Origin of the sequence: Streptococcus sp. HMSC074F05 (genome assembly GCF_001808725.1) — a bacterium.
GTDB lineage: Bacteria > Bacillota > Bacilli > Lactobacillales > Streptococcaceae > Streptococcus > Streptococcus parasanguinis_I.
The window spans coordinates 437,084-461,093 of the sequence record NZ_KV794411.1 but is presented as its reverse complement, the minus strand read 5'-3'; the positions used below and the strand labels follow the sequence as shown (position 1 = coordinate 461,093).

At 41.7% G+C, this 24,010-nt stretch carries 24 protein-coding genes and 1 riboswitch; of the genes, 4 read left to right on the top strand and 20 right to left on the bottom strand.

From position 1 onward, the window contains the following. Nucleotides 1–9 precede the first annotated feature (9 nt). Together HMPREF2685_RS06055 and HMPREF2685_RS06050 are read right to left on the bottom strand one after the other, a co-directional pair. Entirely contained in the window at nt 10–483 is a 474-nt protein-coding gene (locus HMPREF2685_RS06055) for a GNAT family N-acetyltransferase (RefSeq protein ID WP_070465893.1), read from the bottom strand. A gap of 21 nt (nt 484–504) precedes the next feature. Beyond that, nucleotides 505–1,089 carry a thymidine kinase gene (locus HMPREF2685_RS06050; RefSeq protein ID WP_003007269.1) on the bottom strand — a complete coding sequence of 195 codons (585 nt, stop codon included), beginning with the start codon at nt 1,087–1,089 and terminating at the stop codon, nt 505–507. 114 nt (nt 1,090–1,203) lie between these two features. On the opposite strand from HMPREF2685_RS06050, the gene HMPREF2685_RS06045 reads away from it, so the two are divergent. After that, nucleotides 1,204–1,386 carry a 4-oxalocrotonate tautomerase gene (locus HMPREF2685_RS06045; protein WP_001117401.1) on the top strand — a complete coding sequence of 61 codons (183 nt, stop codon included), beginning with the start codon at nt 1,204–1,206 and terminating at the stop codon, nt 1,384–1,386. Nucleotides 1,387–1,444: 58 nt separating this feature from the next. Here the strand turns inward: HMPREF2685_RS06045 and ilvD are convergent, their stop codons facing one another. The 16 genes from ilvD to nox form a co-directional block, all read right to left on the bottom strand. Further along, nucleotides 1,445–3,163, bottom strand: a complete 1,719-nt coding sequence (ilvD, locus tag HMPREF2685_RS06040) for a dihydroxy-acid dehydratase (RefSeq protein ID WP_070465892.1) — start codon at nt 3,161–3,163, stop codon at nt 1,445–1,447. 126 nt (nt 3,164–3,289) lie between these two features. Beyond that, on the bottom strand, nt 3,290–4,633 hold the full coding sequence (locus HMPREF2685_RS06035; RefSeq protein WP_070465887.1) for an MATE family efflux transporter: 1,344 nt from the start codon (nt 4,631–4,633) through the stop codon (nt 3,290–3,292). Between the two features lie 110 nt (nt 4,634–4,743). Next, entirely contained in the window at nt 4,744–6,006 is a 1,263-nt protein-coding gene (locus HMPREF2685_RS06030; RefSeq protein WP_070465884.1) for a nucleobase:cation symporter-2 family protein, read from the bottom strand. Beyond that, the gene (locus HMPREF2685_RS06025) at nt 6,006–6,587 is read right to left on the bottom strand and encodes a xanthine phosphoribosyltransferase (RefSeq protein ID WP_070465881.1); all 582 of its coding nucleotides are present in this window, start codon (nt 6,585–6,587) and stop codon (nt 6,006–6,008) included. Before HMPREF2685_RS06025 ends, HMPREF2685_RS06030 begins: the two co-directional genes overlap by 1 nt. A gap of 89 nt (nt 6,588–6,676) precedes the next feature. Further along, a riboswitch (purine riboswitch) is annotated at nt 6,677–6,772 on the bottom strand. Continuing rightward, complete coding sequence (guaC, locus tag HMPREF2685_RS06020) at nt 6,762–7,745, bottom strand: GMP reductase (RefSeq protein WP_021153179.1); 984 nt, start codon at nt 7,743–7,745, stop codon at nt 6,762–6,764. (Overlaps the previous riboswitch by 11 nt.) 182 nt (nt 7,746–7,927) lie before the next feature. Continuing rightward, the gene (locus HMPREF2685_RS06015) at nt 7,928–8,653 is read right to left on the bottom strand and encodes an alpha/beta fold hydrolase (protein WP_070465880.1); all 726 of its coding nucleotides are present in this window, start codon (nt 8,651–8,653) and stop codon (nt 7,928–7,930) included. 42 nt (nt 8,654–8,695) lie between these two features. Beyond that, complete coding sequence (locus HMPREF2685_RS06010; protein ID WP_023918094.1) at nt 8,696–9,292, bottom strand: hypothetical protein; 597 nt, start codon at nt 9,290–9,292, stop codon at nt 8,696–8,698. A 150-nt stretch (nt 9,293–9,442) separates the two neighbouring features. Then, a complete protein-coding gene (locus HMPREF2685_RS06005; protein ID WP_023918092.1) occupies nt 9,443–9,979 on the bottom strand; it encodes a hypothetical protein in 537 nt (178 codons plus the stop codon). 314 nt (nt 9,980–10,293) lie between these two features. Continuing rightward, on the bottom strand, nt 10,294–10,911 hold the full coding sequence (locus HMPREF2685_RS06000; RefSeq protein ID WP_023918090.1) for an SAP domain-containing protein: 618 nt from the start codon (nt 10,909–10,911) through the stop codon (nt 10,294–10,296). Between the two features lie 713 nt (nt 10,912–11,624). Continuing rightward, the gene (locus HMPREF2685_RS05995; protein WP_023918087.1) at nt 11,625–11,822 is read right to left on the bottom strand and encodes a Sec-independent protein translocase subunit TatA/TatB; all 198 of its coding nucleotides are present in this window, start codon (nt 11,820–11,822) and stop codon (nt 11,625–11,627) included. Continuing rightward, entirely contained in the window at nt 11,822–12,541 is a 720-nt protein-coding gene (gene tatC, locus HMPREF2685_RS05990; RefSeq protein WP_031576239.1) for a twin-arginine translocase subunit TatC, read from the bottom strand. Before tatC ends, HMPREF2685_RS05995 begins: the two co-directional genes overlap by 1 nt. Continuing rightward, a complete protein-coding gene (locus HMPREF2685_RS05985) occupies nt 12,528–14,213 on the bottom strand; it encodes an FTR1 family iron permease (protein ID WP_070465878.1) in 1,686 nt (561 codons plus the stop codon). The genes tatC and HMPREF2685_RS05985 overlap by 14 nt, the downstream gene beginning before the upstream one ends. Continuing rightward, nucleotides 14,191–15,396 (bottom strand): iron uptake transporter deferrochelatase/peroxidase subunit, encoded by a 1,206-nt coding sequence (efeB, locus tag HMPREF2685_RS05980; protein ID WP_061591087.1) that lies wholly within the window; start codon nt 15,394–15,396, stop codon nt 14,191–14,193. Before efeB ends, HMPREF2685_RS05985 begins: the two co-directional genes overlap by 23 nt. A 5-nt stretch (nt 15,397–15,401) precedes the next feature. Continuing rightward, the gene (efeO, locus tag HMPREF2685_RS05975; RefSeq protein ID WP_061591088.1) at nt 15,402–16,274 is read right to left on the bottom strand and encodes an iron uptake system protein EfeO; all 873 of its coding nucleotides are present in this window, start codon (nt 16,272–16,274) and stop codon (nt 15,402–15,404) included. A 109-nt stretch (nt 16,275–16,383) separates the two neighbouring features. After that, a complete protein-coding gene (locus tag HMPREF2685_RS05970; RefSeq protein WP_061591089.1) occupies nt 16,384–17,928 on the bottom strand; it encodes a ClC family H(+)/Cl(-) exchange transporter in 1,545 nt (514 codons plus the stop codon). Nucleotides 17,929–18,045: 117 nt separating this feature from the next. After that, nucleotides 18,046–19,422 carry a H2O-forming NADH oxidase gene (gene nox, locus HMPREF2685_RS05965; protein ID WP_023918076.1) on the bottom strand — a complete coding sequence of 459 codons (1,377 nt, stop codon included), beginning with the start codon at nt 19,420–19,422 and terminating at the stop codon, nt 18,046–18,048. Between the two features lie 224 nt (nt 19,423–19,646). Between nox and HMPREF2685_RS05960 the strand changes: the two genes are divergently transcribed. The 3 genes from HMPREF2685_RS05960 to HMPREF2685_RS05950 are packed head-to-tail and all read left to right on the top strand — an operon-like array spanning nt 19,647 to nt 22,464. Continuing rightward, the gene (locus tag HMPREF2685_RS05960) at nt 19,647–20,570 is read left to right on the top strand and encodes an FAD:protein FMN transferase (protein ID WP_315940850.1); all 924 of its coding nucleotides are present in this window, start codon (nt 19,647–19,649) and stop codon (nt 20,568–20,570) included. Between the two features lie 25 nt (nt 20,571–20,595). Beyond that, on the top strand, nt 20,596–21,201 hold the full coding sequence (locus HMPREF2685_RS05955; protein ID WP_061591091.1) for an NADPH-dependent FMN reductase: 606 nt from the start codon (nt 20,596–20,598) through the stop codon (nt 21,199–21,201). A gap of 18 nt (nt 21,202–21,219) precedes the next feature. Continuing rightward, a complete protein-coding gene (locus HMPREF2685_RS05950) occupies nt 21,220–22,464 on the top strand; it encodes an NAD(P)H-dependent oxidoreductase (protein ID WP_049507732.1) in 1,245 nt (414 codons plus the stop codon). 30 nt (nt 22,465–22,494) lie between these two features. Here the strand turns inward: HMPREF2685_RS05950 and HMPREF2685_RS05945 are convergent, their stop codons facing one another. Continuing rightward, nucleotides 22,495–23,058: a TlpA family protein disulfide reductase gene (locus HMPREF2685_RS05945; protein WP_080978242.1), complete on the bottom strand. Its 564-nt coding sequence runs from the start codon at nt 23,056–23,058 to the stop codon at nt 22,495–22,497. Between the two features lie 21 nt (nt 23,059–23,079). Beyond that, nucleotides 23,080–23,787: a thiol-disulfide oxidoreductase-associated membrane protein CcdA2 gene (ccdA2, locus tag HMPREF2685_RS05940; RefSeq protein ID WP_045759415.1), complete on the bottom strand. Its 708-nt coding sequence runs from the start codon at nt 23,785–23,787 to the stop codon at nt 23,080–23,082. Nucleotides 23,788–24,010 lie beyond the last annotated feature (223 nt).

Below are 24,010 nucleotides of genomic sequence, written 5' to 3'. Positions count from 1 at the left end.
TCCTTAATTCTAGGTTGTTAGATCATAGATTGCTACAATTTCGTCTTCTATGACTTCGCCAGTTTCTTTAAATCCATAATGGAGATAGCAAGATCTCGCTTGATTATTTTCCGGTTCATAAGATAACCAAAGACTTCTTGCTTTTCCAGCTGGCTCTGTTCGAACAAAGTCAATGACTGCATCCATAGTCGGTTTAAAATAGCCTAAACCTTGAAATCGTTTATCGATCATAAAACGAAATAACAAGTAGTTCCCCTTGCTAATCCCAATTTTCTGGTCATAGGCAATCATAACAAAACCAACTAATACTTCCTTATCATAAACTGCTAAGGGAGCTATAAAATCACCATTTTTATCATATACATAGGCTTCAGCTAAGCTAATGGAATTGGATGCAATAAAATTCCTTTGGTTTGGATGAACTTCTAGATTTAAAACGTCAAAATAATTCTCTATTGTAATATCTTTTAAACAAATAGACATTATTATCCTCTCTAAAACGTTCTAGACGCTTTCAGTTGGAATGTCTGGATTAAAATAATGCTTGCGGCAAACGGAGATATAGGTCTCGTGTCCACCGATCTGGATCTGCTCTCCATCATAGACAGGTTTACCTGCTTGGGTACGCAAGACCATGGTTGCCTTGCGGGAACAGTATTGGCAGATGGTTTTGATCTCCTCGATCTTGTCGGCTAACAAGAGGAGGTGTTTGGAACCTTCAAAGAGTTCATTTCGGAAATCATTTTTGAGGCCAAAAGCCATAACCGGCACATCCAGTTCATCCACGACTCTTGCCAAGTCATAGACATGGTGGCGTTTCAAAAACTGAGCTTCATCGATTAACACACAGTAAGGTTTGATTGTTTGGTTTTTAATAAAGCCAAAGATATCCGTATCGTCTTCAATTGCAACGGCTTCTCGTTTCATACCGATCCGACTAGAAACCACTCCTACTCCATCTCGTGTATCGATTGCCGAGGTCATGATGACGACGCTCTTTCCTTGCTCTTCATAATTATGGGCCACCTTCAAGATCTCAATGGTTTTCCCCGAGTTCATGGTCCCATATTTATAATATAATTGTGCCATTTTCCTTTTGTTCTCTCTAAAATGTGTTTCATTATCATTTTACCATAATTTCGCTAAGCTTTGTATCCCAAAATGTGATAAAATAGTCCTATAAAAAATTTAGGAGGTGGCCATATGCCATTTGTACGAATTGACCTATTTGAAGGACGCACCTTGGAACAAAAGAAAGCCTTGGCCAAGGAAGTAACCGAAGCTGTTGTTCGCAATACTGGTGCTCCTCAGTCAGCAGTTCACGTCATCATTAACGATATGCCTGAAGGAACCTACTTCCCTCAAGGTGAAATGCGCACCAAATAATGGTTCCACTAAAAAACCTTTCTTGCTTGTGATATCACATAGCAGGAAAGGTTTTTTCTTATTTTTCTTGGGCTTGACGTTCTGCTTTCCGTTCTTCGAATTCTTCGTTACTCATCAAGGTTCCGCCGACGTTGGCTGATTTGGCAAAGGCTGTATAGCGACGCAACCAACCGCTGGAGATTTTTGATTTGAAAGGTTTCAAATGTTTGCGACGTTCTGCAAGAGTGGCATCATCGACAAGCAAATCAATAGTACGATTTGGAAGGTCAATCACGATTTCGTCCCCATCTTCGATTAGGGCGATATTACCACCTTCTGCTGCTTCTGGAGAAACGTGACCAATAGCAATCCCACGAGTAGCTCCTGAGAAACGACCATCCGTAATCAGTGCCACATCCTTACCAAGACCGCGTCCGACAATCTTAGAAGTTGGTGCCAACATTTCTGGCATACCAGGTCCACCTTGAGGACCCTCGTAACGAATGACAACAACATGTCCCTTCTTGACTGTTCCATTGTCAATCAACTCAAGGGCTTGATCTTGTGAATCGCAACAAATAGCTTTACCACGGAAAGTGGTCACAGACGGATCGACCCCACCGACCTTGATAACAGCTCCATCCTGAGCAATATTTCCGTAGAGGATCGACAAACCACCTACAGGTGAAATAGGATGCTCAATTGGATGGATAATTTCTTGATTTTTGATTTCAGCACCAGCTACGTTTTCTTTCAAGGTTTTACCAGTAACTGTGATACGATCACCCTTAATGGCACCTTTTTTGATCAACTGATTGATAATGGCTGGAACACCACCAGCTTCATGCACATCATGCATAGTGTAAACACTTGAAGGGGCAATTTTAGAGAGATAAGGTGTCTTCTTAGCAATCTCGTTGATATCTTTGAGATCATAGTCAATCCCTGCTTCACGCGCAATAGCCAGCGTATGAAGCACCGTATTGGTTGAACCACCCATGGCCATATCGAGCGCAAAAGCATCGTTGATGGCTTCTTTGGTCACGATATCCCGTGGACGGATACCCTTTTTAATATTCTCTACCAATTGTTTGGCTGCTTGACGAACCAATTCCCGGCGTTCATCTGAAACAGCTAGGATAGTACCATTTCCAGGAAGAGCAAGGCCTAATACTTCCATCAAACAGTTCATGGAATTGGCAGTAAACATACCAGAGCAAGAGCCACAAGTTGGACAGGCATTTTTTTCCAAGAAATCCAGCTCATCCATGCTCATATCACCAGCTTGATAAGTACCTACAGCTTCAAACAAACTTGAGAGCGTCGCTTGATGCCCCGTCATGTCAACGCCGCCCTTCATGGGTCCACCAGAACAAAATACGGCTGGTACATTGGTCCGCATAGCTGCCAAAATCATACCTGGTGTAATTTTATCACAGTTGGGAATATAGAAAACACCATCAAACCAGTGGGCATTGATGACTGTTTCAGCAGCATCTGCGATCAACTCACGAGATGGCAAACTATAACGCATCCCGATATGGCCCATCGCAATCCCATCATCGACACCGATGGTATTAAATTCAAAAGGAATCCCACCAGCCTCGCGGATAGCTTTCTTGGCAACATCTGCTAACTCACGCAGGTGAACATGGCCTGGAACGATATCAATATAGGAGTTACAAATGGCAATAAAGGGCTTTTGCATATCCTTTGCTGATTTTACTTGCCCTGTTGCATAGAGGAGACCACGCGCTGGTGCTCGGTCGATCCCCATTTTGATCATATCACTTCTCATCTTGTTCTCCTTCTAGTTCTTCATTTCTACCTCCTAATCTTACCACTTTGACATCAATTGTCAAGAACTTTCAGAAAATTTATAATATTCACGGTACACAAAAAGCCTGGTTTCCCAGACTTCATTTTAGTTTGTTTGCTTTTTTTCGATCTGCCAGAGCCGAAGTTGGTAACAAATTCCACTCACGACAAGGCTAGAAATAAGGCCGATCCAATAAGCATAGGGACCAAGGTTGATCACATGATCAAGGAAAATCCCTAGTGGGATAGAGATACACCAATAACTAAAGACACCTAATAAGAACGGAACCGTTGTATCCTTATAGCCCCGCAAAATCCCTTGTAAGGGTGCTGCAAAGGTATCGGCTACTTGGAAAAATAAACTATAGGTCATGAAAATCGCTGTTTGCTGCACAAAGACTGGATCCTTCCCGTATAGTCCTGCTAGTTGGAAGCGGAATGTATAGAGAAAGACCAGGGTGACAATGGCAAAGCCAAAGGCTGTCAGCCGTCCCAAACGGCAATATTGTTTGACCACTTCTGGTCTTCCTGCTCCCAGTTCGTAAGATACGATAATCGCCATGGTACTGGAGATACTAACTGGGAAAGCATACATCAGGGTAGAAAAATTCATGGCCGATTGGTGACTAGCAATGGTCAGTGATGGGAATTTTGCCATTAACAAACCAACGAGCGAGAAGATGATGACTTCTGCAAAAACAATTCCACCGATTGGAAGCCCAAGGCGCAATACTTCTTTCATCCCTTGAAAATCATAAGGTTGCGGCTTCCACAATTGGAAAGGTGCTACCTTGGGATGCTTGCACAAGATCAAAACCGCAATAACCAGCAAGACCCAGTAGGCCAGAGAGGTTCCAAGACCTGCTCCTGCTCCTCCCATCTCAGGAAAACCAAATGCCCCATAGATCAGGATATAGTTAAAACAAGCATTGAGAGGCAAAAGCAAGAGCATCAAGTACATGGATAGACGCGTCATTCCCAAGGTATCGAGGAAGGTCCGCACGATACTAAAGAGCAACAAGGGTAAGATTCCCAGAGAAAGGAAATATAAATAGCGAATGGCTATTTGGGCAACAACATTTTCTAAGCCGATCTGCTTGAGAATCATGGGTGCAATCCCCCAAACAAAGCCTATTAAGAGAATAGCCATACCAAATGACATATAGAGGAATTGGTAAAAATCGCCAGCAATCCTTTCTTTATTTCCCTTGCCTAAATGATGCCCAACAATCGGCGTCAGTGCGGAGACAATCCCTGTCAGGAAAGTAAAAAATGGATTCCACAGACTGGTAGCTGTAGAAACACCAGCCAAATCAAGGGTCCGGTACTGACCAGTCATGGCTGTATCGACAAAGCTGGCCGAATAATTGGCCAATTGATAGATTAAAATCGGCAAAAATAGACTCAAAAACAAGCGCAAGCGCTCTTTAAAGTGATAGGTTACATACATGATTCTAACTCTCTTCTCATCAAATAAGATTTTCTCCTCTTCCACTCTACTATATGTTTCTTTAAAAGTCAAAAAAACCGAAGATCCAAGGACCTCCGGTTCATGTGAGATTAGTTTTTGTTGCGGTTTAAAATAGCATTGAGAATGATCGCCAAGACACTGGCAACGACAATTCCGTTCGCAAAGAACATTTGGAATCCTGTTGGAAGGCCATTGAAGAGGGTGCTGTTGTTCAAACCAACCCCTGCAGCAATCGATACAGCAGCGATCAAGAAGTTGTGCTCATTGTGTTCAAAATCAACACGCGCAAGAATCTGCATCCCTTGAATCGATACAAAACCAAACATGACAAGCATCGCTCCCCCAAGAACTGGGCTTGGGATGATTTGTGCTAAAGCTCCAAACTTTGGAAGGAGACCGAGTAGAACAAGGAAACCAGCCGCATAATAGATTGGAAGACGAGTCTTGATACCAGACAATTTCACTAAACCAACGTTTTGTGAGAATCCAGTGTAAGGGAAGGTATTGAAGATACCACCGAGAAGAACGGCCAACCCTTCAGCACGATAGCCATTACGGAGGCGCGTGCTATCAATCGGATCTTTGGTAATATCTGAAAGTGCAAGATAAACACCAGTTGATTCGACCATGGAAACCGTCGCGATAATACACATCATTAAGATTGAAGTGATTTCAAACTTAGGTGCTCCAAAGAAGAATGGTGTTGGAACGTGAACGACTGGTGCTTGCGATACAGGTGTGAAATCCACCAAGCCCATTGAGGCCGCAATAGCAGTTCCTGCAATCAATCCAATCAAGATAGAGATAGACTTGATAAAGCCAGTCGTATAGATATTAACGAACAAGATAATGAGAATGGTGATCACGGCTAAAATCAGACTTTGCACCGTTGGTTTGGCTGCGTTATTCCCCATGTTCCCAATCGCTACCGGAATCAAGGTCAAACCAATGGTCGTAATGACCGATCCCGTCACAATGGATGGGAAGAGGTTGGCAATTTTCGAGAAGAATCCTGAGACCAGAACCACGTAAATCCCTGAAACAATCAAGGCACCAAACATGGCCCCACTACCATGGCTAGCCCCGATCATGCTGAGAGGTGCCACAGACTGGAAGGCAACCCCAAGGACGACCGGAAGACCGATCCCAAAGTATTTATTGAGTTGCACTTGAAGGAAAGTTGCCACCCCACACATGAAGATATCTGTAGAGATGAGGTAGGTCAGCTGATGAGCGTTATATCCCAACGCTCCCGCGATCATGATCGGCACCAAAATTGATCCCGAATACATGGCTAATAAATGCTGCAAGCCTAGAACAGCGGCCTGTGAATGGCTTTCTTGTTTTTGCATTAGATGTCTGCCTCCTTAAATACAACCTGACCATTTTCAAAACGGTCCAAACGCGCGAGGGATACAACTGGATATCCCAACTCTTCTAATAATCCCCGTCCATCTTGGAAGGATTTTTCAATGACGATTCCAACGGCTTCCACTTGTGCACCAGATTGTTCGATGATCTGAATCAAGCCCTTAGCCGCTTGACCATTTGCTAGGAAATCATCAATAATCAAAACCTTATCCGCTGGATCTAAGAATTTACCAGCAATTGACACCGTACTAGTGACTTGCTTGGTAAAGGAATAAACCTCAGCGGTCAAAATCCCCTCATTCATGGTGATGTTTTTCGCTTTCTTCGCAAAAATCATAGGGACATCAAGTGCTTCCGCTACATAAAGGGCTGGCGCGATCCCAGACGCTTCAATGGTGACGACTTTGGTAATACCCGCATCTTTGAACCGGTCCGCAAAGGTCTGGCCAATTTCTTTCATGAGTTTGAAATCCACTTGGTGGGTCAAAAAGGAGTCCACCTTGAGGATATTCTCACCTAAAACGTTGCCATCTTTTAAGATGCGTTCTTCAAGTAATTTCATACTTCCTCCTACTTTCTATAAAATCCGTTACTTCTTCACAAAACACAAAAAGGCCTGCAAAGCAAGCCTTGAATATCCTCTCACAAAAGGATTTATCTCGACTTACTTATTGTTAGGTGTTCCGGCACCTTGTAGAAACATCACGCCCATTCGTGAAATAAATAAGTAATTCAATTAGTGTGCATCGCCATTCCAGATGGAATTCTTAACGATCACATAGTCAACGTGTTTCAAATCTGCTAATTTTCGGCCTCCAGCATATGAGATCGAACTTTGCAAATCTTGTTCCATTTCTGTCAAGGTGTCTTGCAAATGACCCTTGGCAGGCAATAAAATCTTCTTGCCTTCGACATTCTTATAAGCACCTTTTTGGTACTCTGAAGCAGATCCATAGTACTCTTTGAAAGACTCTCCATCGATCTCTACTGTTTTACCAGGACTTTCGATATGACCTGCAAAAAGAGAACCAATCATGACCATAGACGCCCCGAAACGAATCGATTTGGCAATATCACCATGGGTCCGAATCCCACCGTCCGCAATAATTGGCTTACGCGCTGCTTTTGAGCACCAGCGAAGGGCAGCCAATTGCCAACCACCTGTACCAAATCCAGTCTTCACTTTGGTGATACAAACCTTACCAGGACCAATCCCGACCTTAGTCGCATCAGCTCCCGCATTTTCTAATTCACGAACAGCTTCAGGTGTTCCAACATTTCCAGCAATGACAAAGGTATCTGGCAATTCCTTCTTGATGTGTTGAATCATCCGAATGACACTATCCGCATGACCATGTGCGATATCAATGGTAATGTACTCAGGTGCATCTGCCTTTAATTGACTCACAAAGTCGTATTCGTATTCCTTAACACCAACCGAAATGGATGCGATTAAACCTTGATCATGCATGCGTTTGACAAAAGGAATCCGACCTGCTTCATCAAAGCGGTGCATGATGTAGAAGTATCCACCACGCGCCAACTGCTCTGCTACATTCTCATCCAAGATCGTCTGCATATTAGCTGGAACAACTGGTAGCTTGAAGGTATGCTTTCCAAATTGGACGGTTGTATCTGCTTCTGACCGGCTATTGATGATACATTTGTTGGGAATCAACTGAATATCTTCATAGTCGAAAATAGGAAATTCATTTAACATAGATTGAAAAATCTCTTTTCTAAAAACTGACCTACCTATGCGCAAGCGCATCGCTACGTCTCTTGACGTTTCCTTGATAGATTATACCAAAGATACGGACCTAATGCAATGGGAATGATTTTATAGGAAATAACGTTCGGAAATTACAAGGTAAAAACCCGTTTCAAAAAGAGAAACAGGTTTTATTTATGAACATTTTGGAGCCAATTGTTGACTTCTCTAGCTACAATTTCAGGCGCCTCTGTATATAGTTCGTGCCCCAAACCATCTAGCAAGACTTGCTCGATCTGAGGATCTAGTTGCTCCAGAGCTTCTTTTCTCCATTCCGGTTCTTCTTGGTATCGAGGGCCAATAAAGAGGACAGGCAGGTCCGCCAGTGGAATCTGGTAAGTCTTGATCCGACGCCGTAGACGCAATAAAGCCATGACCTTTTCGAGATCCAGATTTAATTCATATTGTTCACTTGCTGGATTCCAGCGAAAGCTAGCCTCTACTGCTTTTCGCGCTATAGGAGTAGGATCTTCTCCATCACCAAGTTCTGATAACACGGCTTCTTCTAAAGTTGCAAAAACTTGCTGCTGCATGAAGGACGCCGTTCCTTCTAGTTCTTCTTCAAGAGGCAGGATCTTTTCCATATCCAGATAACCCCCATCCAGGAGAATCAAAGCCTGGATCTGAGGAAACTCAGTAGCCAGATAACGAGCCAAATCTCCACCCAAGGAATGCCCAAATAAGCAGATCTCTTCAGCCTGGCCAACCCGACCTTGGAACCAATCACGAAGATCGTTTTCTGTCTGAATCATTTCCCTATAGGGATCTAGAAAGGTCACAGGAAAGCCTAGCTCATCCATTAGTGGAGCCAGATGGTAGCTATTACCACCTAGGCCACCGATAAAATAATACTGCATGTGTTTTGTCCTTTCTTTTTCATTCTATTTCATTGGTTAGCGCTACTCTCTCGCGTCTCCTTTATGGAGTTCCGTATTATAAACAATTTCTGCACCAGGGCTTCCTTTATCATCCTTTACGACTCCTATTAACTGACCATCTTCTACTAATAATTCAATATTTTCATCTGTACTACTTGCCTCTGTGAGTATAGCTCTCTTAGGCAAATGCTCCTCATTTGAAACGTCTACAGGTTTGCCATTTGAGTCCAGTAACTCAATGACTTCATTGCCACCTCCATCAAAATCAAGAACAATGTCTGAAATCAATCCATAACTTAATGGAATAAATTTCTTTATTTTATCTCCCAGAGTAGCTTTATTTCCATACTTGTCATAGATCGTCGGACGCACATAGGCATTTGAGAATGTTGACCCTTCTTCAGTAACGTAGATTGGGGAGAACTCAATCTTCTCAATCCCAGTATAGTGTTCTTTGATGTAGGTTCCGATTTGTTCTTCTAGCAAAAGAAAACCATGCTTATAGAGCTTTGTTGTTTTCGGTCCAAGATTCGGCTTCGTTAGTTTATTGTAGACAAAGTAACTACCGGATAGGATGAAAATTAAAATAGCAATGATCTTTACCCACTTTCTGCTCATCAGTCGCTCCTCCTTCTATCTACTTCAGTATAGCATATTTGGTTGGCTTTCCATCGCTATTCCTAACGAAACGGAATATAAAGATTTGAAATGTGGCGAAATTTTAAAGCATTTCACAGTCTCATGAAATACTTTTAAACTGTATTATTTTTATATGAATAGAAGACTAGTTCCTTCAGTTTTCTTGGTCTCTTCAATCCAATATTGCTCCTCTTTGGGGATCAAATGATCAAAACGTCCTGAAAAAAACTTCCATCCGTTTGGCACATATCTTTCGTAGTTTTTCATCCCCAGATGGTTTGAATAAAATTCTTCTTTATCAAAATCGATGAAAAGATCCGGAAGCAAGGCTTTTCCTTCCAGAATAATCTCTGAATTCAAGTTCTCCTCTTCCATTGAACGTTTGATCATTGAGATCAATTCTTCAACCGTCACCTTCAGCCAATCATCTTTATACATTTCTAAGTAGCTCTCAAGATTGCTTTTTGTAATCACATGAAGATTCTGCTGAATCTCAGGTAAATAGGAGAAATCAACATCCAGACCTGCTTCCTGGTATGCCTGAATATATTTATCGATATCCATTGTCCACATTTCGTTTGAACAAATATACCAGTTAAACTGATGATTTGCAATAACCCCAACAATATTTATTTCTGGTTTCTCTATCAATTGGTCTTTATTCACTAGTTTTTTCTCCCCTTCTCCTATCTACTTGTTCCGAACTGACAATAGGACTTACTTACCAAACATTATATATCTATGATACCGAATTATATTTTGACAAGCAAGTTAATGACCGAGTCGCTAACAAAAAAGCCAGCTAAAAGGGTTTAGCTGACTGATGTCATATCTAATAAATCTTTCTCTGCTCGATCATCTAGCAGAGAAAGCAAGTATCCCACATTCTCTTATATTCTATAAAACAAAAAAGCACTCTGCAAAAACAGAGTGCTATCGTCTTTAATACTTTATATTCCGTTCGACAAACTTGAAGTTGTTTACTTACAGTACTCCTCTATTTTGTAGCTATATTCTTTTAGAAGTCCCCGTGAATAAATTTTTTTATTTTTTGAATCTCTAACTTCATTCCAAAGGATAGCCGCAACTTTTAACTTGTTGGAGTAATGATTGCTAAATTCATCGGCACAAAAGTCTTTTAGAAATTGATTCCATTGGCAAGCTGAATTATCATACTTGGCGTAGTCTGACTCTCCATAGTATATTTTAATCATATCTTGGATTGTAAAATTTATGTTGTTGTCCCGTTTTACTTTTCTCCAAGCAGTTGCCATATCAGCATTAAACTTAAACGGATTAACACCTGTTACAGCTGAAAAATAATCACGAAATTTCTGATTAAAGGAAAACCCACATTCAAGTAATGATGTATTTAGGGTTATTATTTCGGTTTGATTTTTGTTTCTTTTCCTCAAAACTTTTTCTACTCTATTTCCCCTAAAATATTGTTCTATAATATGATTTAATTCTTTTTTTGTACATCTGTATTCTAATCCAAGGTACTTACAAATTTGTGAAAGCTCTTCTCGATACCAGTAGTATCTGTTAAATTCTTCAAATGATTTTATATCTCTAAAATCAGGTCTATGTTCTTCCAAATGCTCGCCTCTACAACTCCAAATTTATCTCATTATACCATAGATAATAAAAGTCATATCAATTTATACCCATGCCACATAAAGCTATAACAGAATATATTACAATCTTGTAATTACTGTATTTCTATTAAGCTTAACATTCTTATAAAATAAATAAGAAAAACAAACGATATAGTCCATCACTAGTAACAAGAAATACTAGAAGTTGAAAGATATAAAAACATTTAAATGGAAAGCATAGCAATAAACAAAACAGTCAGTAAAACGATGGTTTTGTTGTGTTGTTTCACTTGCTTTCTAATTTCCTCTTTTGACTTTATCCGCAGACGCCCTTTGTATTTTGATTTAGTCATGGAACTTCTAATAAGTTCGCTGACGTCCGTACTCACTTAAGGAAAGTTTTTTATATGACTTTATCTTCAATCTGAGACCGTTAAAACCTCTTTGTTTGAATCTTTCTAACTGAATTGGACACAAAAAATCCACTCACTCGGGGTGAAATGGATTGTTTCTTCATTAACGGTTCAACAAGAAATTGAACAATTTTTCGACAATTTTTACGACCAACCAGCATAAGAATCCGATATAGCTAAAATAGAAAATGAGTGACAAAATCGTAATAATCATGGTTTCCTCCTTCGTCGATTGCAAGTACTTGTCTTATTATACCTTTTTATGCAATCGAACTCAATAGAATTTTGAAAATTGTCTGATTATTCTTTTTCTTCTTTAGCTTCTTTGGCGTCTTGATCTGCTTCTTCACTGCCTTTATTGACAGCTGTCTTAAATTCAGCAAACATTTTGCCGATAGACTGGCCCAACTCAGGCAGGCGTTTTGGTCCAAAAATCAAGAGGGCGCCCAGGATGATGATGATCAAACCTGGTGCTCCAATATCACGTAAAATTCCCATTAGTTTCTCCTTTTTCTTGAATAGATGACTTTACTGATGGCGACACTGACTTCAAATAAGAGGATCAAAGGGAGTGTCATGGCCAAGTCACTGATAAAGTCTGCAGGGGTTAACACGACGGCTAAGACCAGCAGAACAAAGTAAGCGTAACGTCGGTAGGTTATTAAAAACTGTGGTGTCAAAAGTCCAATCGAGGTCAGAAAAGCGACCAAAACTGGTAACTCGAACAAGACCCCTAAAGGCAAGGTAGTATGCCATAAGAAGGTTAAATAATTTTGTGCTGTTAATTGGGTATCAAACAGCCCTTCTCCTAAACGCATCAAGACCTCTAAAATAGCTGGACTGACAAAGACATAACCAAATGCAAGCCCCAGCACAAAGCAAATAAAGCTAGCTGGGATGTAGGCAAAGATTGCACGCGCCTCCTTCTCCTTCAGAGCCGGCCTTACAAATTGCCAGATCTGGTAGACAATAAAGGGCAAGGTCAGGCTAAAGGCTGTGAGATTGGCCAGCGATACATAGATCCAGAGGATATCATTCGGTCCCAGCACCAGCAGTTTTTGATGCAGGCTAGCCGTCAAGGCTTGGTAGAGCTCTCCTCCAAATACAAAGGCTACGATGAAGACGATAATATAACATAAGACCACTGCGATCAATCGTTTTCGAAATTCGACCAAGTGCTCAACAATGGTCATTTCATCTGCTCTACTCTTTGCCATGTTGTCTCACCGTGATGAGGGCGATCAGAGCCACAAAGATTAGTTGGGGAAGAAGAACTTCCCAGCTTGGATAGATGCCCGCCCAATCGATGGTTGGAAGTCCATTGACCAAATTGCTTGGTAGGATATTGGTCAACTGCAGGGCGTGGATGCTGACACCGAGCATCTTGAAAGCCAAGACGTAAATCAACCATGTCAGAATGAAAAAGATTCGATGAGGTTGGATAGCTTGACTAGCCTTGGTCATGGCCACTGCAATGATGATGAGCACAGCTATAGCAAGCCCGATTCCCAGTAAGAAATTCGCGGTCGTAATCCGCGGAATGATCCCGACATAAAAGAGAATGGTCTCAGCCCCTTCACGAAAGACTGCTAAGAAACTGAGAGCAAACATAGAGACAAAGCTTCCTGTAGCCGTCACGGTCTTCATTTGACGGTCCATAAAGGCATTCCACTGTTTGACAGAGGACTTGCTGTGGAGCCAAATTCCGATGAGAATCATCATGACTACAGCGAAAATCCCAACGCCACCTTCAATGATTTCCCGGTTAGATCCCGAAGTAACGGCTGGAAACGCTACTTGCAAAACAAGAGCGATCGCTGCACTGGCAAGAACACCAGCAATAGCTCCACCGTAAACCCATTTGAGTCCTTTCCTCATCTTAGCGGCCTTAAGGGTCGTCACAAGCGCCATCACGATCAGAAGGGCTTCTACTCCTTCACGCAGAAGAATCAACATGGCATCAAAGGCGTTGTAAGAAGCTGTCGTATCGATCGCAGACAGGTCTCTGATCAAGGCTTGTAATTTCTCTTGATAGGTCTTTTCTTTCCCCTTGACCATAATGACCGGGGATTCGCTCTCTACGCGCGTGTAGAGACTGGGATTCGTCGTGCTGACATCCCCCTCGATGGTTGGCCAGATCGTGATGAACTGCTTCATAGTCGCTGCTGCAGATTTGTCGTCGCCGGATTGGAATTGGCTTTGCGCCTTCTCCAAAAGCTTGATCCCATCGTTCAACGTCAAATCCGTACTAGCACTGCTAATGGCTTCTCCTTTTACAAAGGCATCAATCCCGTTTTTGAGATCATCATAAGAGGACTGGATGTTGGTAAAATCGGTAGGCTCTGTTTCAATACTACTGCGCAAGAGTGAAATGGCCGTCTCGATTTTGCCATAGTAGGCTGTGCTATGATCTCTTACCACTGCTTCGTTTCGCGTCCAGGTATTATTGAGATCGGCATAGGTTTGACGAGTTTTATCCAGATCCTTAGCTGTAATGGCCTCTTGTAGATTCTTAAAGTAAGGTGCGAGGCGACTCACGAGTTTGTCTTTTTCCGCCTCTAAATCGACCGGATTTTGCTCTTTTTCAAAAGCGAGCAAGGCTGATGAGATCTTGGTGAGATCCTCTTTGGTTACCTCCCCTTTTATAGCCAGGGCTTGGCTAACTTTTTTCCCTGCTTTGGAATCATGGTGGTCTTTGGATTCAAAATCAGCCTGAATTTCAGCAATCAATTCCTTGGCCTTTTTCTGGTCCTTATTTTCTATAGCGGTTGTTGCATCTGTGATCTTGATAAAGAGATCGCTATAAGACTCCGCAGCCACTGGATGAGTCCAGAACAAGGCAAGAAGGCCTAACAAGATCAAAAGTTTATTCAAAGAGTGCTTGACCAAGGTAGCCTCCTTTCTCAACACCTGCAAAGCAAGCAAAGAGTCCACTTCCGATATGGGTGATGTACTCGTTCATTTTATCCTCTGCACCTAGATTGGTTTGGATTTTAACAAAACTGTTTGGATCTTTTTGAAAGGCGATAAAGATCAAGCCAGCATCAAATTGCCCAGTCTGTTCATTGATGCCATCCGAATAAGAATAAGAACGCCGTAAAATCGGTCGATCCACTTCTTTGGCCAAACGAACATGTGAATCAACTGGTAGTTTAGATAAATCTACTTCATCAAATTCGTTGGTTTTACCAAAGGGAGCACCGGATTCCTTGTAGCGACCAAAGGTATTTTCCTGCTCCTGCAAATTGGTTCGGTCCCAAGTTTCCAAGTGCATTTGCACTAGGCGAAGAGCCATATAGGAACCACCCTTCATCCAATCCTTGCTATCAGTCCAGACGACCTTGTCAAAATCCTTCTCCGTCGTGACATTTGCTGTTCCATCCTTGAAACCAAAGAGGTTGCGGGGCGTTTCTTTTCGGTCACCAATAGCTGCAAATCCTGATTTGCTCCACTTCATGGTAATGGTATTGCGACCCTTACGAATCAGATTTCGCACCGCATGAAAGGCTACTTGCTCATCGTCTGCACAGGCTTGAATGACGATATCGCCACCTGTATATTTGTCCTGCAACTGCTCCTTTGGAAATGGGGGCAAATCACGAAAGAGTTTCGGACGTTTGGACTCCAAGCCCAGTTTCTTTAGAAAGGAAGCCGATACCCCAAACGTCAGGCTCAAGCGATAGGGGTTGAGTCCCACTGTTTCACCAGTATCTGTTGGTGGCAAGAGGGCATTGAACCCATCTTTTTTGACCAATTCTCCTTCGACTAATTTACTACTATAATCAGTCCAGTCTTTAAAGAGCTGGATGACTTCTTTTTTGTCCGTCGTGTGAAGGTCTAACACCACCAAGTAGCAAGCCTTCTGCATGGCCGTTGTAATCCCTGCTTGGTGCTTGCCATAAAAGGAGATGTCTTCATCCCCATCATAAGCTTTTTTGCTGGAACTGTCTTGATTAGCGAAAAAAGCAGATGCACCAGAGAGACCTAGCGCTAGACCAGCCCCTCCAATACCTGCTTTTTTAAGAAATTCACGACGGTCCATTTTTTTATCTAAAAATTTTTCGTCAGCCATTTTTCTTATTTCCCATCTAAAATCACACCCATTTGAGACAAAGGTTCACCAAGTTTGGTCACCGCTTCAGCCAATTCCTTAGTATCTTCCTTGGATAAATCTGTGTAAGACTTATAGTTTGAATCATCTGTCATGTGTTTGTCCAATAAAGCATTAACATTCTTGAATTCTGCTTCCAAGGTTTTAACCAATTTAGCATCTTTTTTCTCAATCAAAGGTTTAAAGAGAGAGAAGATCTTTTCAGCCCCTTCAATATTGGCACGGAAGTCGTAAAGATCTGTATGAGAGAAGACTTCTTCTTCACCTGTAATCTTTTGCGTTGCCACTTCATTGAGCAAATCGACAGCACCGGTCAACATGATATCCGGTGTGACTTCTACTGTAGCAATTTTAGCTTTCAACTCCTTGATATCGTTCACCAGTTGGTCAGCGTATTTGTCTGTTCCATCTGTGGTATTGTTTTCCCAAAGAATGCGCTCAATCCGGTGGAAGCCAGACCAGCCTTCTTCTGATTTATTTTCATCCACATAGTCTACCAAACGGTAGTCAATCTTCACATCAGACTCCCCAAAGGTTTCAGCAATCGGTTCGGAACGTTCATAGGCCATGCGGATCAAGGGATATTGTTTTTTAGCTTCTTCCAAATTCCCAGCTTTTAGGGTATCTCGGAAACCTTCTGTATCCTTAAGCAATTGGTCGATTTGCATTTCAACAAAGTCTTTGTATTCAGCTGTCGCATTGTCCAAGGTCTTCTGGTCAGCCTTTGATAACTGCACCGTTGAGCTGGTTTGCGTCTTTTGACTGGACTGTTTGCTAGTAGAATTCGCACACCCTGCTAAAAGAGCAACACTCAATAAGAGTAGACTATATTTTTTCATGAAAGACTTCTCCTCTTTTGTTCTTGGACTTATTTTACCAGAAGTTTTCTCATTTTTCAACAATTGTCTGAAAATTTAATAATAGAAAGACTTTCTAAGAAACTGTCTTTTACAAAAGAATATCCTTGACTCGTCCAATTTCAGATTCTTTCACCACCACAAAGATGCTATCACCTAGATACAAGCGGGTCGCACCATTGACCATATAGCTTTTACCACTTCGCATTTGCGTGGTGATCAAAATATCTTGGGGGAGTTCGAGTTCATGAACTTGTTTCCCTGCAATCTTTTCGGATACAGGAATCTCAATCAAGGTCAACTCTCCTTCTTCTTGCGCCTTATCAGGTAAGAGTTGCTCCAGCATGGCTTCATAGACTGGTGCTCCATGGAAGAGATCCATGATCATGTAAGCCAGCAAGGTGACCATACCCAGTGGCATTAAACTACGAATATCACCGACCATCTCTGTTACCAAAATCATCGCTGTTAATGGCGCTTTTGAAATAGCCCCAAAATACCCACTCATTCCTAAAATAATGAAGAGAGGTAATTGATTTTGGGAGATAAAGCCAATGTTTTGGAGGAAAGTTCCAACGATCGCGCCTAAAAGAGATCCTAAAGCTAGAATGGGCAAGAAAATTCCGCCAGGTAGACCACTACCATAGCTCAACATACTCCAGATAAAACGGATCGTAAAATAGAGAAGGATCGATAGAACTGGATACGGTACTCGAGCTAAATCCAAAACCAATTGGTTCCCGCCACCAAGAATTTGTGGAAGGAAATAGCCGATTGGAAGAATCGAGACAAAGGCAAATAAGGAAGAGTAATGAGAGGGAACATGAAAAATCTTCTCAAGTAAACGATACAATCGACCGATATTCAGCACCACTACTTCATAGACATAACCTGCTGCCCCCAAAAAGACTCCAAGAAAAAGGTAAATCCAGTACTGAGACAAATGGAGCGGCGGAATATTTTGCGGCATATGAAGTACGGGTGTTTGACCAAAGACATTGAGTGAAATAAAATTAGCAGTCAGACTAGCGGCCAAGGTCGAAATCCAAAAGAATCGAGAAAAATGATGGTAGACTTCTTCCACGACAAATAAAAGTCCTGCTATAGGTGCATTAAAGGCGGCTGCAAGGCCTGCAGCAGCTCCACTTGCAATCAAAGACCGCTCTTCAACTGGGCTGACCTTCAAATGATGGGCCACTCCTTTTCCACCCATAGCCCCTAATTGAATACTAGGACCTTCACGACCAAGCATCAAGCCACTTCCGATGGCCAAGACACCTAAAATATACTTCTTCCACAAGGTATCCCACCAGCTCACCGCCAAAAGACCCTTGAGCTCTGCTTCGACTTGCGGAATTCCCGATCCCTTGATATCCCGATTGGTGCTTATGAGACGACCAGCAATCAGTACGATCACCCCATACCCCAACAGCATCGCCAGCAAATAAAGTGGTTGACCAGACATCTCCTTGTAGACGCCTTGAACAAAATGAAAAATATGTTCGATTAAAAAGCGAAAACTAGAGACGACACAGCCCACAACGATCCCAACCAGAACACCTCTGACAATATGGGCCACAATCGAACTAGAGGCAAAACGAAATTCATTTTTTAAGGCTTCTTCTTTTTCAGACATTCCCTAACTCCTTCAAACTCTTATCCTATTCATTATACCTTATTTCACTGACTCTGAATACTTGGAAAGACAAAAAAAACAAAACTAGCACCGCTAGCTTTGTTTTTCATTTAGCCATTATTCAGCAGTTAAAGCTGCCATTGTGATGTAGTTATATGGTTTGTTGAAGTGTGGCAAGAAGAACAAGTCAGTCAAGGCTAACTTATCAATTGTCACATGTTCTTGAATTGCAAGTGAGAACATGTGGATGGCCATTGAGATGGCGCTATCACGTGATACCATTTGAGCTCCAAGGATTTGACGAGTGTCTTTGTCATAAACAATCTTGATGCCAACCTCATAGTTATCGTGTTTGATAAATTCTGGTTTTTGAAGGTCATTGAAGCCTGTTTCAGTGGCATTGAAGCCGGCAGCTTTTGCTTTTTCAAGAGTCAAACCAGTTGAAACCATGTGAAGGCCATAAATAGAGATACCGTTAGAACCTTGAACACCGATTCCTTCCAATTCATGACCAGTCGCATTGTAGGCACCAACAATACCTGAACGAACCGCATTAGATGCAAGTGCGATGTAGCTCATTTCACCACGTGCATTGTCATAGATAGTCGCACAGTCACCAACTGCATAGACACCTGGAAGTGAAGTTTCTTGTTTCTTATCGACAAGGAAGGCACCGTTGCGGAAGAGTTCAATCTTACCATCTGCAAGAGCTGTATTGGGACGGAAACCAACAGCCAAGATGACCATATCTACGTCGAAGGTTTCTTTATCGGTTACAAGACGTTCTACCTTACCGTCTCCTTCAACCGCTTGAACCGTTTGTCCAAGTGCCAAACGGATGTTGTGGTCTTCCAAGTTTTTCGCCATGATGTCAGTGAAGTCTTTGTCGTAGTAACCATTCAAAACAGTGTCCACGATATCCACCAAGACAACATCTTTACCAAGACGTTCGAAAGCTTCAGCAAGTTCAACACCTATGTAACCACCACCAACGACGGCGATACGGTTCAAGTGTTTGCTGTTGTCTTTCAATTTTTCGATCACTTCTTCAGCGTTTTGGTACAATTTAACAAATTGAAGATTTTCGAGAGTTGCTTTGAATTCGCGGTTACCAGGAACGATTTCAACTCCTTTAATTGGGGGAATAATTGGTGTTGATCCAGTCGCAAAGATCAATTTTTCGTAAGATTCTTTGTGTTCTTTTCCATCAACTTCCGCTGTAACCACTTTGTTGTCATAGTCAATTGAAAGAACAGGAGAGTTCATGTAGACTTTTGCACCTTTTGCTTCCAATTTTTCTTTGTCAGAGTAGAAAAGACCTTCAGGACCATCGATTTGCTCACCGATCCAAAGCGCCATCCCACATCCAAGGAATGAAATGTTTGAGTTTTGGTCAAAAACTACAATTTCATTTTCATTTCCGAAATTATCTAACATAGTGTTGATACAAGCTGTTCCGGCATGGTTAGCCCCTACAACAACGATTTTACTCATAGAATAAATCCTACCTTTAATTTAATTTACTTCTTGAGTATATCATAAAAATGATATCGGTTACAATTATTTTGCTCAGAATTTGTGATCTTTTTTTCAATTTTCCAGAAAATCACATTTCACATGTTTCAAAAAATGTCAAACAATATGCTTGAAAGGATTGTGAAAACGATATCTTTTTGATATACTGTAAGTAAGTGAAAATAGGAAAGGATAGATTTTTAGTGGACCTAAGTAGTCGATCCGAACGGTTGATGGGAACGACCATCACTGTTTCGATCTGTCACCCACAAGCGAATGAACTCTTAGCCCGCTGCTTTGAACTTCTTCGCTCCTACGAACATCGCTTCAGTGCTAATGATGCAAGTTCTGAACTCATGGAAGTCAATCACCAAGCTGGTATTGCTCCTGTCCAAGTACATCCAGATCTTTTTGAACTGATTGCATTAGGAACCTTGCATAGTCAAGCTCAGAACAGCCATTTAAACATCGCCATTGGTCCTCTTGTACAGACCTGGCGAATTGGATTTTCAGATGCTAGACGTCCCCAGCAAGGGGAAATTGATCAAGCTCTGACCATGATCGATCCTCACCAAATCCAGCTCGACCCAGAACATCATACGGTCTTTCTGACGCGTCCTGGAATGAAGATTGATTTAGGAGCCTTGGCTAAGGGCTATAGTGCAGACTGCATTGCGACCTTTTTAAAGAGCCAGGGAGTAACAGATGCCTTGATCGATCTTGGAGGAAATATCCTCACTGTCGGTCAACATCCCGTCAAACAACAGCCTTGGCGGATTGGCATTCAAAATCCAGTCGAAAAAAGAGGTCAGCACCTACTGGTCCTCTCTGTCAAGGATAAATCTATTGTCACCTCTGGCATCTACGAGCGTCATTTAGAAGTTGACGGCCAGTCGTTTCACCACATCTTTGATAGCGCGACGGGCTATCCGGTCGAGACAGACTTAGCCAGTATCACCATCATATCTGATCGATCCGTAGACGGGGAGATATGGACTACCCGCTTGTTCGGGGAATCTCCTACTTCTATCCTCAACACTGTTGAATCACTTCCTGGTATAGATACCTTATTGGTTTCTCAATCAGGCAAGATCGCCTATACAAGTGGGCTTCAATCTTATTTATAATTCTCCTATCAGAAAGGAATTTTCCATGATAAAACTTATTGCGATTGTGGGGACTAACTCCAAACGTTCTACAAACCGTCAACTGCTTCAATACATGCAAAAACATTTTGCTGACAAGTCTGAGATCGAATTGGTTGAAATTAAAGATATCCCTGTCTTTAACAAACCAGCCGACAAACAAGTGCCTGAAGCTGTCTTGGATATTGTTGCAAAAATTGAGGAGGCTGATGGAGTCATTATTGGGACTCCAGAATACGACCACTCTATTCCAGCGGTCTTGATGAGTGCACTCGCTTGGCTCTCATACGGAGTCTTCCCATTGTTGAATAAACCAGTCATGATTACTGGGGCTTCATACGGTACGTTGGGATCTTCACGCGCCCAACTCCAACTCCGTCAAATCTTAAACGCTCCAGAAATTAAGGCGAATGTCTTGCCAGATGAATTCTTGCTTTCTCATTCATTGCAAGCCTTTGATCAAAATGGAGACTTGGTGGATTTGGATGTCATTCAAAAATTAGATGCCATCTTCAATGATTTCCGTGTGTTCGTGAAAATTACAGACAAATTGCGCAATGCCCAAGAATTGCTTCGCAAAGATGCTGAAGAATTTGACTGGGAAAACTTGTAAGATAGGAGACAGGAAAGAATGAAATTTGTAGGACTTGTAGGATCAAACTACGATCAATCATATAACCGTAAACTTTTGGAATTCATTCGCCGCCAATTTAAGATCAAATTTGAATTGGAAGTTCTTGAAATCGATGAAGTTCCAATGTTTAACCAAGATGAAAAATGGGACGAAAGTTTCCAATTACGTCTTTTGTACAATAAAATTACTCGAGCAGATGGTGTCATCATTGCTACTCCAGAGCACAACCATACGATCTCTGCTGCTCTTAAATCTGTTCTTGAATGGCTATCTTTTGAGGTGCATCCATTTGAAAACAAACCAGTAATGATTGTTGGTGCTTCCTACTATGATCAAGGGACATCACGTGCTCAGGTTCACCTCCGCAAGATCCTTGATGCTCCAGGTGTCAATGCTTATACTCTTCCAGGTAATGAATTCCTTCTTGGAAAAGCAAAAGAAGCTTTTGACGAAAACGGCAATATCATCAACGAAGGAACCGTCAAATTCCTCGAAACCTGCTTGGATAATTTTATGAAATACGTTGAGGTTGTATCTAAATTGAAAAAACCAAAACCAATTGAACCAGAAGACTTGGATTGTAATCATCCAATCGCTACAACTGTTACTGAGGTCGATCCTGACGATCCAGATTGGGTAGAAAAAGTAGCTGAAATCACTGGTGCCGTTTCCGGCGATACCTATGTCAAACTCGACCACGGTATCCTAACCGTTAACCAAATTGATATGTTCTTAAAGGCTATGCCATTTGAATTGACCTATGCCGATGATAACAACCAATTCCTCTACTACAACAATGCCCATCAAGATCCTGATACCATGTTTGCCAAACGCGTGCCACCTCAATCAGGAAGCCGGATGTCAACCGTTCATGGTTCCCTACCACCAGCACGTATGAAAAACGTGGAATGGGTGATTGGTACCCTTCGTAACGGTAACCAAGACTATGTTCGGACTATTGTTCCAGGATCTCCTGAAGGCGTGATCAACACTCACAACTACCAAGCTATGTACTATGAAGATGGTTCATACGCTGGTATCAATGAGATTGTCTTCAACTTCAAACCATGGTTGGACTGGTACCTGCAAACAACCGGCCAACGTCTAGTTGGCGGAAGCGGTCCATTTGCTCCTGCTGGTGGACACGGTAGTGCAGATGCAACTTCTGGTGCTTCTGATGCTGGAGGACATGGTGACGGAGGGCACGGAGATGCCGATGCAACTTCTGGTGCAAGCAACTAATAAAAAAATGAAGCTTCGTGCTTCATTTTTTTATTGTAACTCTTTGATGATCTTCTTAGCATCTTCATTTGAAATAGCCCCTAATTGGACATGTCCAATTTTCCCATGACTGTCTATAAAGACCTCTGTAGGAATAGAGCGAACCTGATAATCTGCAAATGCAGAACCATCTGGATTGTACAAGACCGGTACGGACTTGTAATCTTGTTGATCAAACCATTTAACAAATTCTTCTTCTGTTTTTTCACCTTGGAGTCCTGGTGCCATAATGGTCAGAATTTCAAAGTCTCTATCCGTATCCTTGACCAATTTCTCTAATTCGGGCATACTTTGCCGGCAAGGGCCACACCAGGTTGCCCAAAATTTCAAATAAAGCTTCTTCCCTTTGTAGTCTGAAAGTTTGACCGTATTCCCCTTCATATCCTTTAGTTCAAAGTTACTAGCGTCTTTTCCTACCAAAGGATTCTTATTCGTTGTTGTATTCATTGTTGTCTGATTGTCCATACTAGTCTCACTGGATTGATTCATGGAACAAGCTGACAGCAAAGCTAAAGAAAGAACTGAGAAACAAGCATATTTAAAACCTTTCATCATGCATTAAACCTCCGATTATTTTTATGAAAAGATAGATGACAAACTGTTCAATTGTCCCAAGAGTAAGAGAATTCCCATCAGAATAATGATGGCTCCGCCGATTTTCTTCAGCAATAACAAATGGGGTTTGAGACGATTAAAGTAAGGTAGGACCAGACTAGATGCTAAGGCTAACAGTAAAAACGGAAGAGCCATTCCCAATGTATATACAAGGAGATAAATAGCACCCATAAGAGCATCTTGCCCATCTGATGCTGCTAAAGCAAGGACTGATCCTAATACCGGACCAATACAAGGCGTCCAACCAAAACTAAAACCAAGACCAAGGAGAAAAGCTGAAAACAATTCATTCTTCTGTTTGTTGGCTCCAAAATCCATTGTTTTTTGCTTTTCAAGGAAATGAAAATGAAAGACTTCCATTTGATGAAGACCAAGGATAATGATGAGGGCTCCCATCAGATAACGGAACCAATTGGTGTACATGATCTTTCCAAGCAAGCCCGCTCCAAAACCAATGAGGAGGAAAATAACAGAAATACCGGCAATAAAACAAAGGGTTTTCAACAAGCCATGCCAGCGAATTTTTTTCCCGAACAATAGGATAGCCTTTTCCTGATCACTTCCTAGCAAGATTCCAATATATACCGGTAGCAAAGGAAAGACACAGGGAGAAAAGAAAGACAGAATACCCGCAAGAAAAACTGTCAATGAAAAAATGATTGGATTCATAGTTCACTCCGTATATTGATATGCTACATTCAGTATAACATTGACTGACCTAAAATAAAAATTTCTGCTACGTTTTTTTACTAAAGTTTGGATTTAGATACTAGTTTCAAAAGAAAGACCCTAAAGCCAATAACTTTAGAGTCTAAGTTGTGGTGAAAAACTAAAAGAATATATAAGGCACATTCAAGTATACATTGAAACTTTCCGCCGTGAGAAAAGTGCT

Coding starts and splice junctions, on each gene's coding strand:
- HMPREF2685_RS06055 (WP_070465893.1), bottom strand. CDS start 483: ATGTCTATTTGTTTAAAAGATATTACAATAGAGAATTATTTTGACGTT.
- HMPREF2685_RS06050 (WP_003007269.1), bottom strand. CDS start 1,089: ATGGCACAATTATATTATAAATATGGGACCATGAACTCGGGGAAAACC.
- HMPREF2685_RS06045 (WP_001117401.1), top strand. CDS start 1,204: ATGCCATTTGTACGAATTGACCTATTTGAAGGACGCACCTTGGAACAA.
- ilvD (WP_070465892.1), bottom strand. CDS start 3,163: ATGAGAAGTGATATGATCAAAATGGGGATCGACCGAGCACCAGCGCGT.
- HMPREF2685_RS06035 (WP_070465887.1), bottom strand. CDS start 4,633: ATGTATGTAACCTATCACTTTAAAGAGCGCTTGCGCTTGTTTTTGAGT.
- HMPREF2685_RS06030 (WP_070465884.1), bottom strand. CDS start 6,006: ATGCAAAAACAAGAAAGCCATTCACAGGCCGCTGTTCTAGGCTTGCAG.
- HMPREF2685_RS06025 (WP_070465881.1), bottom strand. CDS start 6,587: ATGAAATTACTTGAAGAACGCATCTTAAAAGATGGCAACGTTTTAGGT.
- guaC (WP_021153179.1), bottom strand. CDS start 7,745: ATGTTAAATGAATTTCCTATTTTCGACTATGAAGATATTCAGTTGATT.
- HMPREF2685_RS06015 (WP_070465880.1), bottom strand. CDS start 8,653: ATGCAGTATTATTTTATCGGTGGCCTAGGTGGTAATAGCTACCATCTG.
- HMPREF2685_RS06010 (WP_023918094.1), bottom strand. CDS start 9,292: ATGAGCAGAAAGTGGGTAAAGATCATTGCTATTTTAATTTTCATCCTA.
- HMPREF2685_RS05995 (WP_023918087.1), bottom strand. CDS start 11,822: ATGGGAATTTTACGTGATATTGGAGCACCAGGTTTGATCATCATCATC.
- tatC (WP_031576239.1), bottom strand. CDS start 12,541: ATGGCAAAGAGTAGAGCAGATGAAATGACCATTGTTGAGCACTTGGTC.
- efeB (WP_061591087.1), bottom strand. CDS start 15,396: ATGGCTGACGAAAAATTTTTAGATAAAAAAATGGACCGTCGTGAATTT.
- efeO (WP_061591088.1), bottom strand. CDS start 16,274: ATGAAAAAATATAGTCTACTCTTATTGAGTGTTGCTCTTTTAGCAGGG.
- HMPREF2685_RS05970 (WP_061591089.1), bottom strand. CDS start 17,928: ATGTCTGAAAAAGAAGAAGCCTTAAAAAATGAATTTCGTTTTGCCTCT.
- nox (WP_023918076.1), bottom strand. CDS start 19,422: ATGAGTAAAATCGTTGTTGTAGGGGCTAACCATGCCGGAACAGCTTGT.
- HMPREF2685_RS05955 (WP_061591091.1), top strand. CDS start 20,596: ATGATAAAACTTATTGCGATTGTGGGGACTAACTCCAAACGTTCTACA.
- HMPREF2685_RS05950 (WP_049507732.1), top strand. CDS start 21,220: ATGAAATTTGTAGGACTTGTAGGATCAAACTACGATCAATCATATAAC.
- HMPREF2685_RS05945 (WP_080978242.1), bottom strand. CDS start 23,058: ATGATGAAAGGTTTTAAATATGCTTGTTTCTCAGTTCTTTCTTTAGCT.
- ccdA2 (WP_045759415.1), bottom strand. CDS start 23,787: ATGAATCCAATCATTTTTTCATTGACAGTTTTTCTTGCGGGTATTCTG.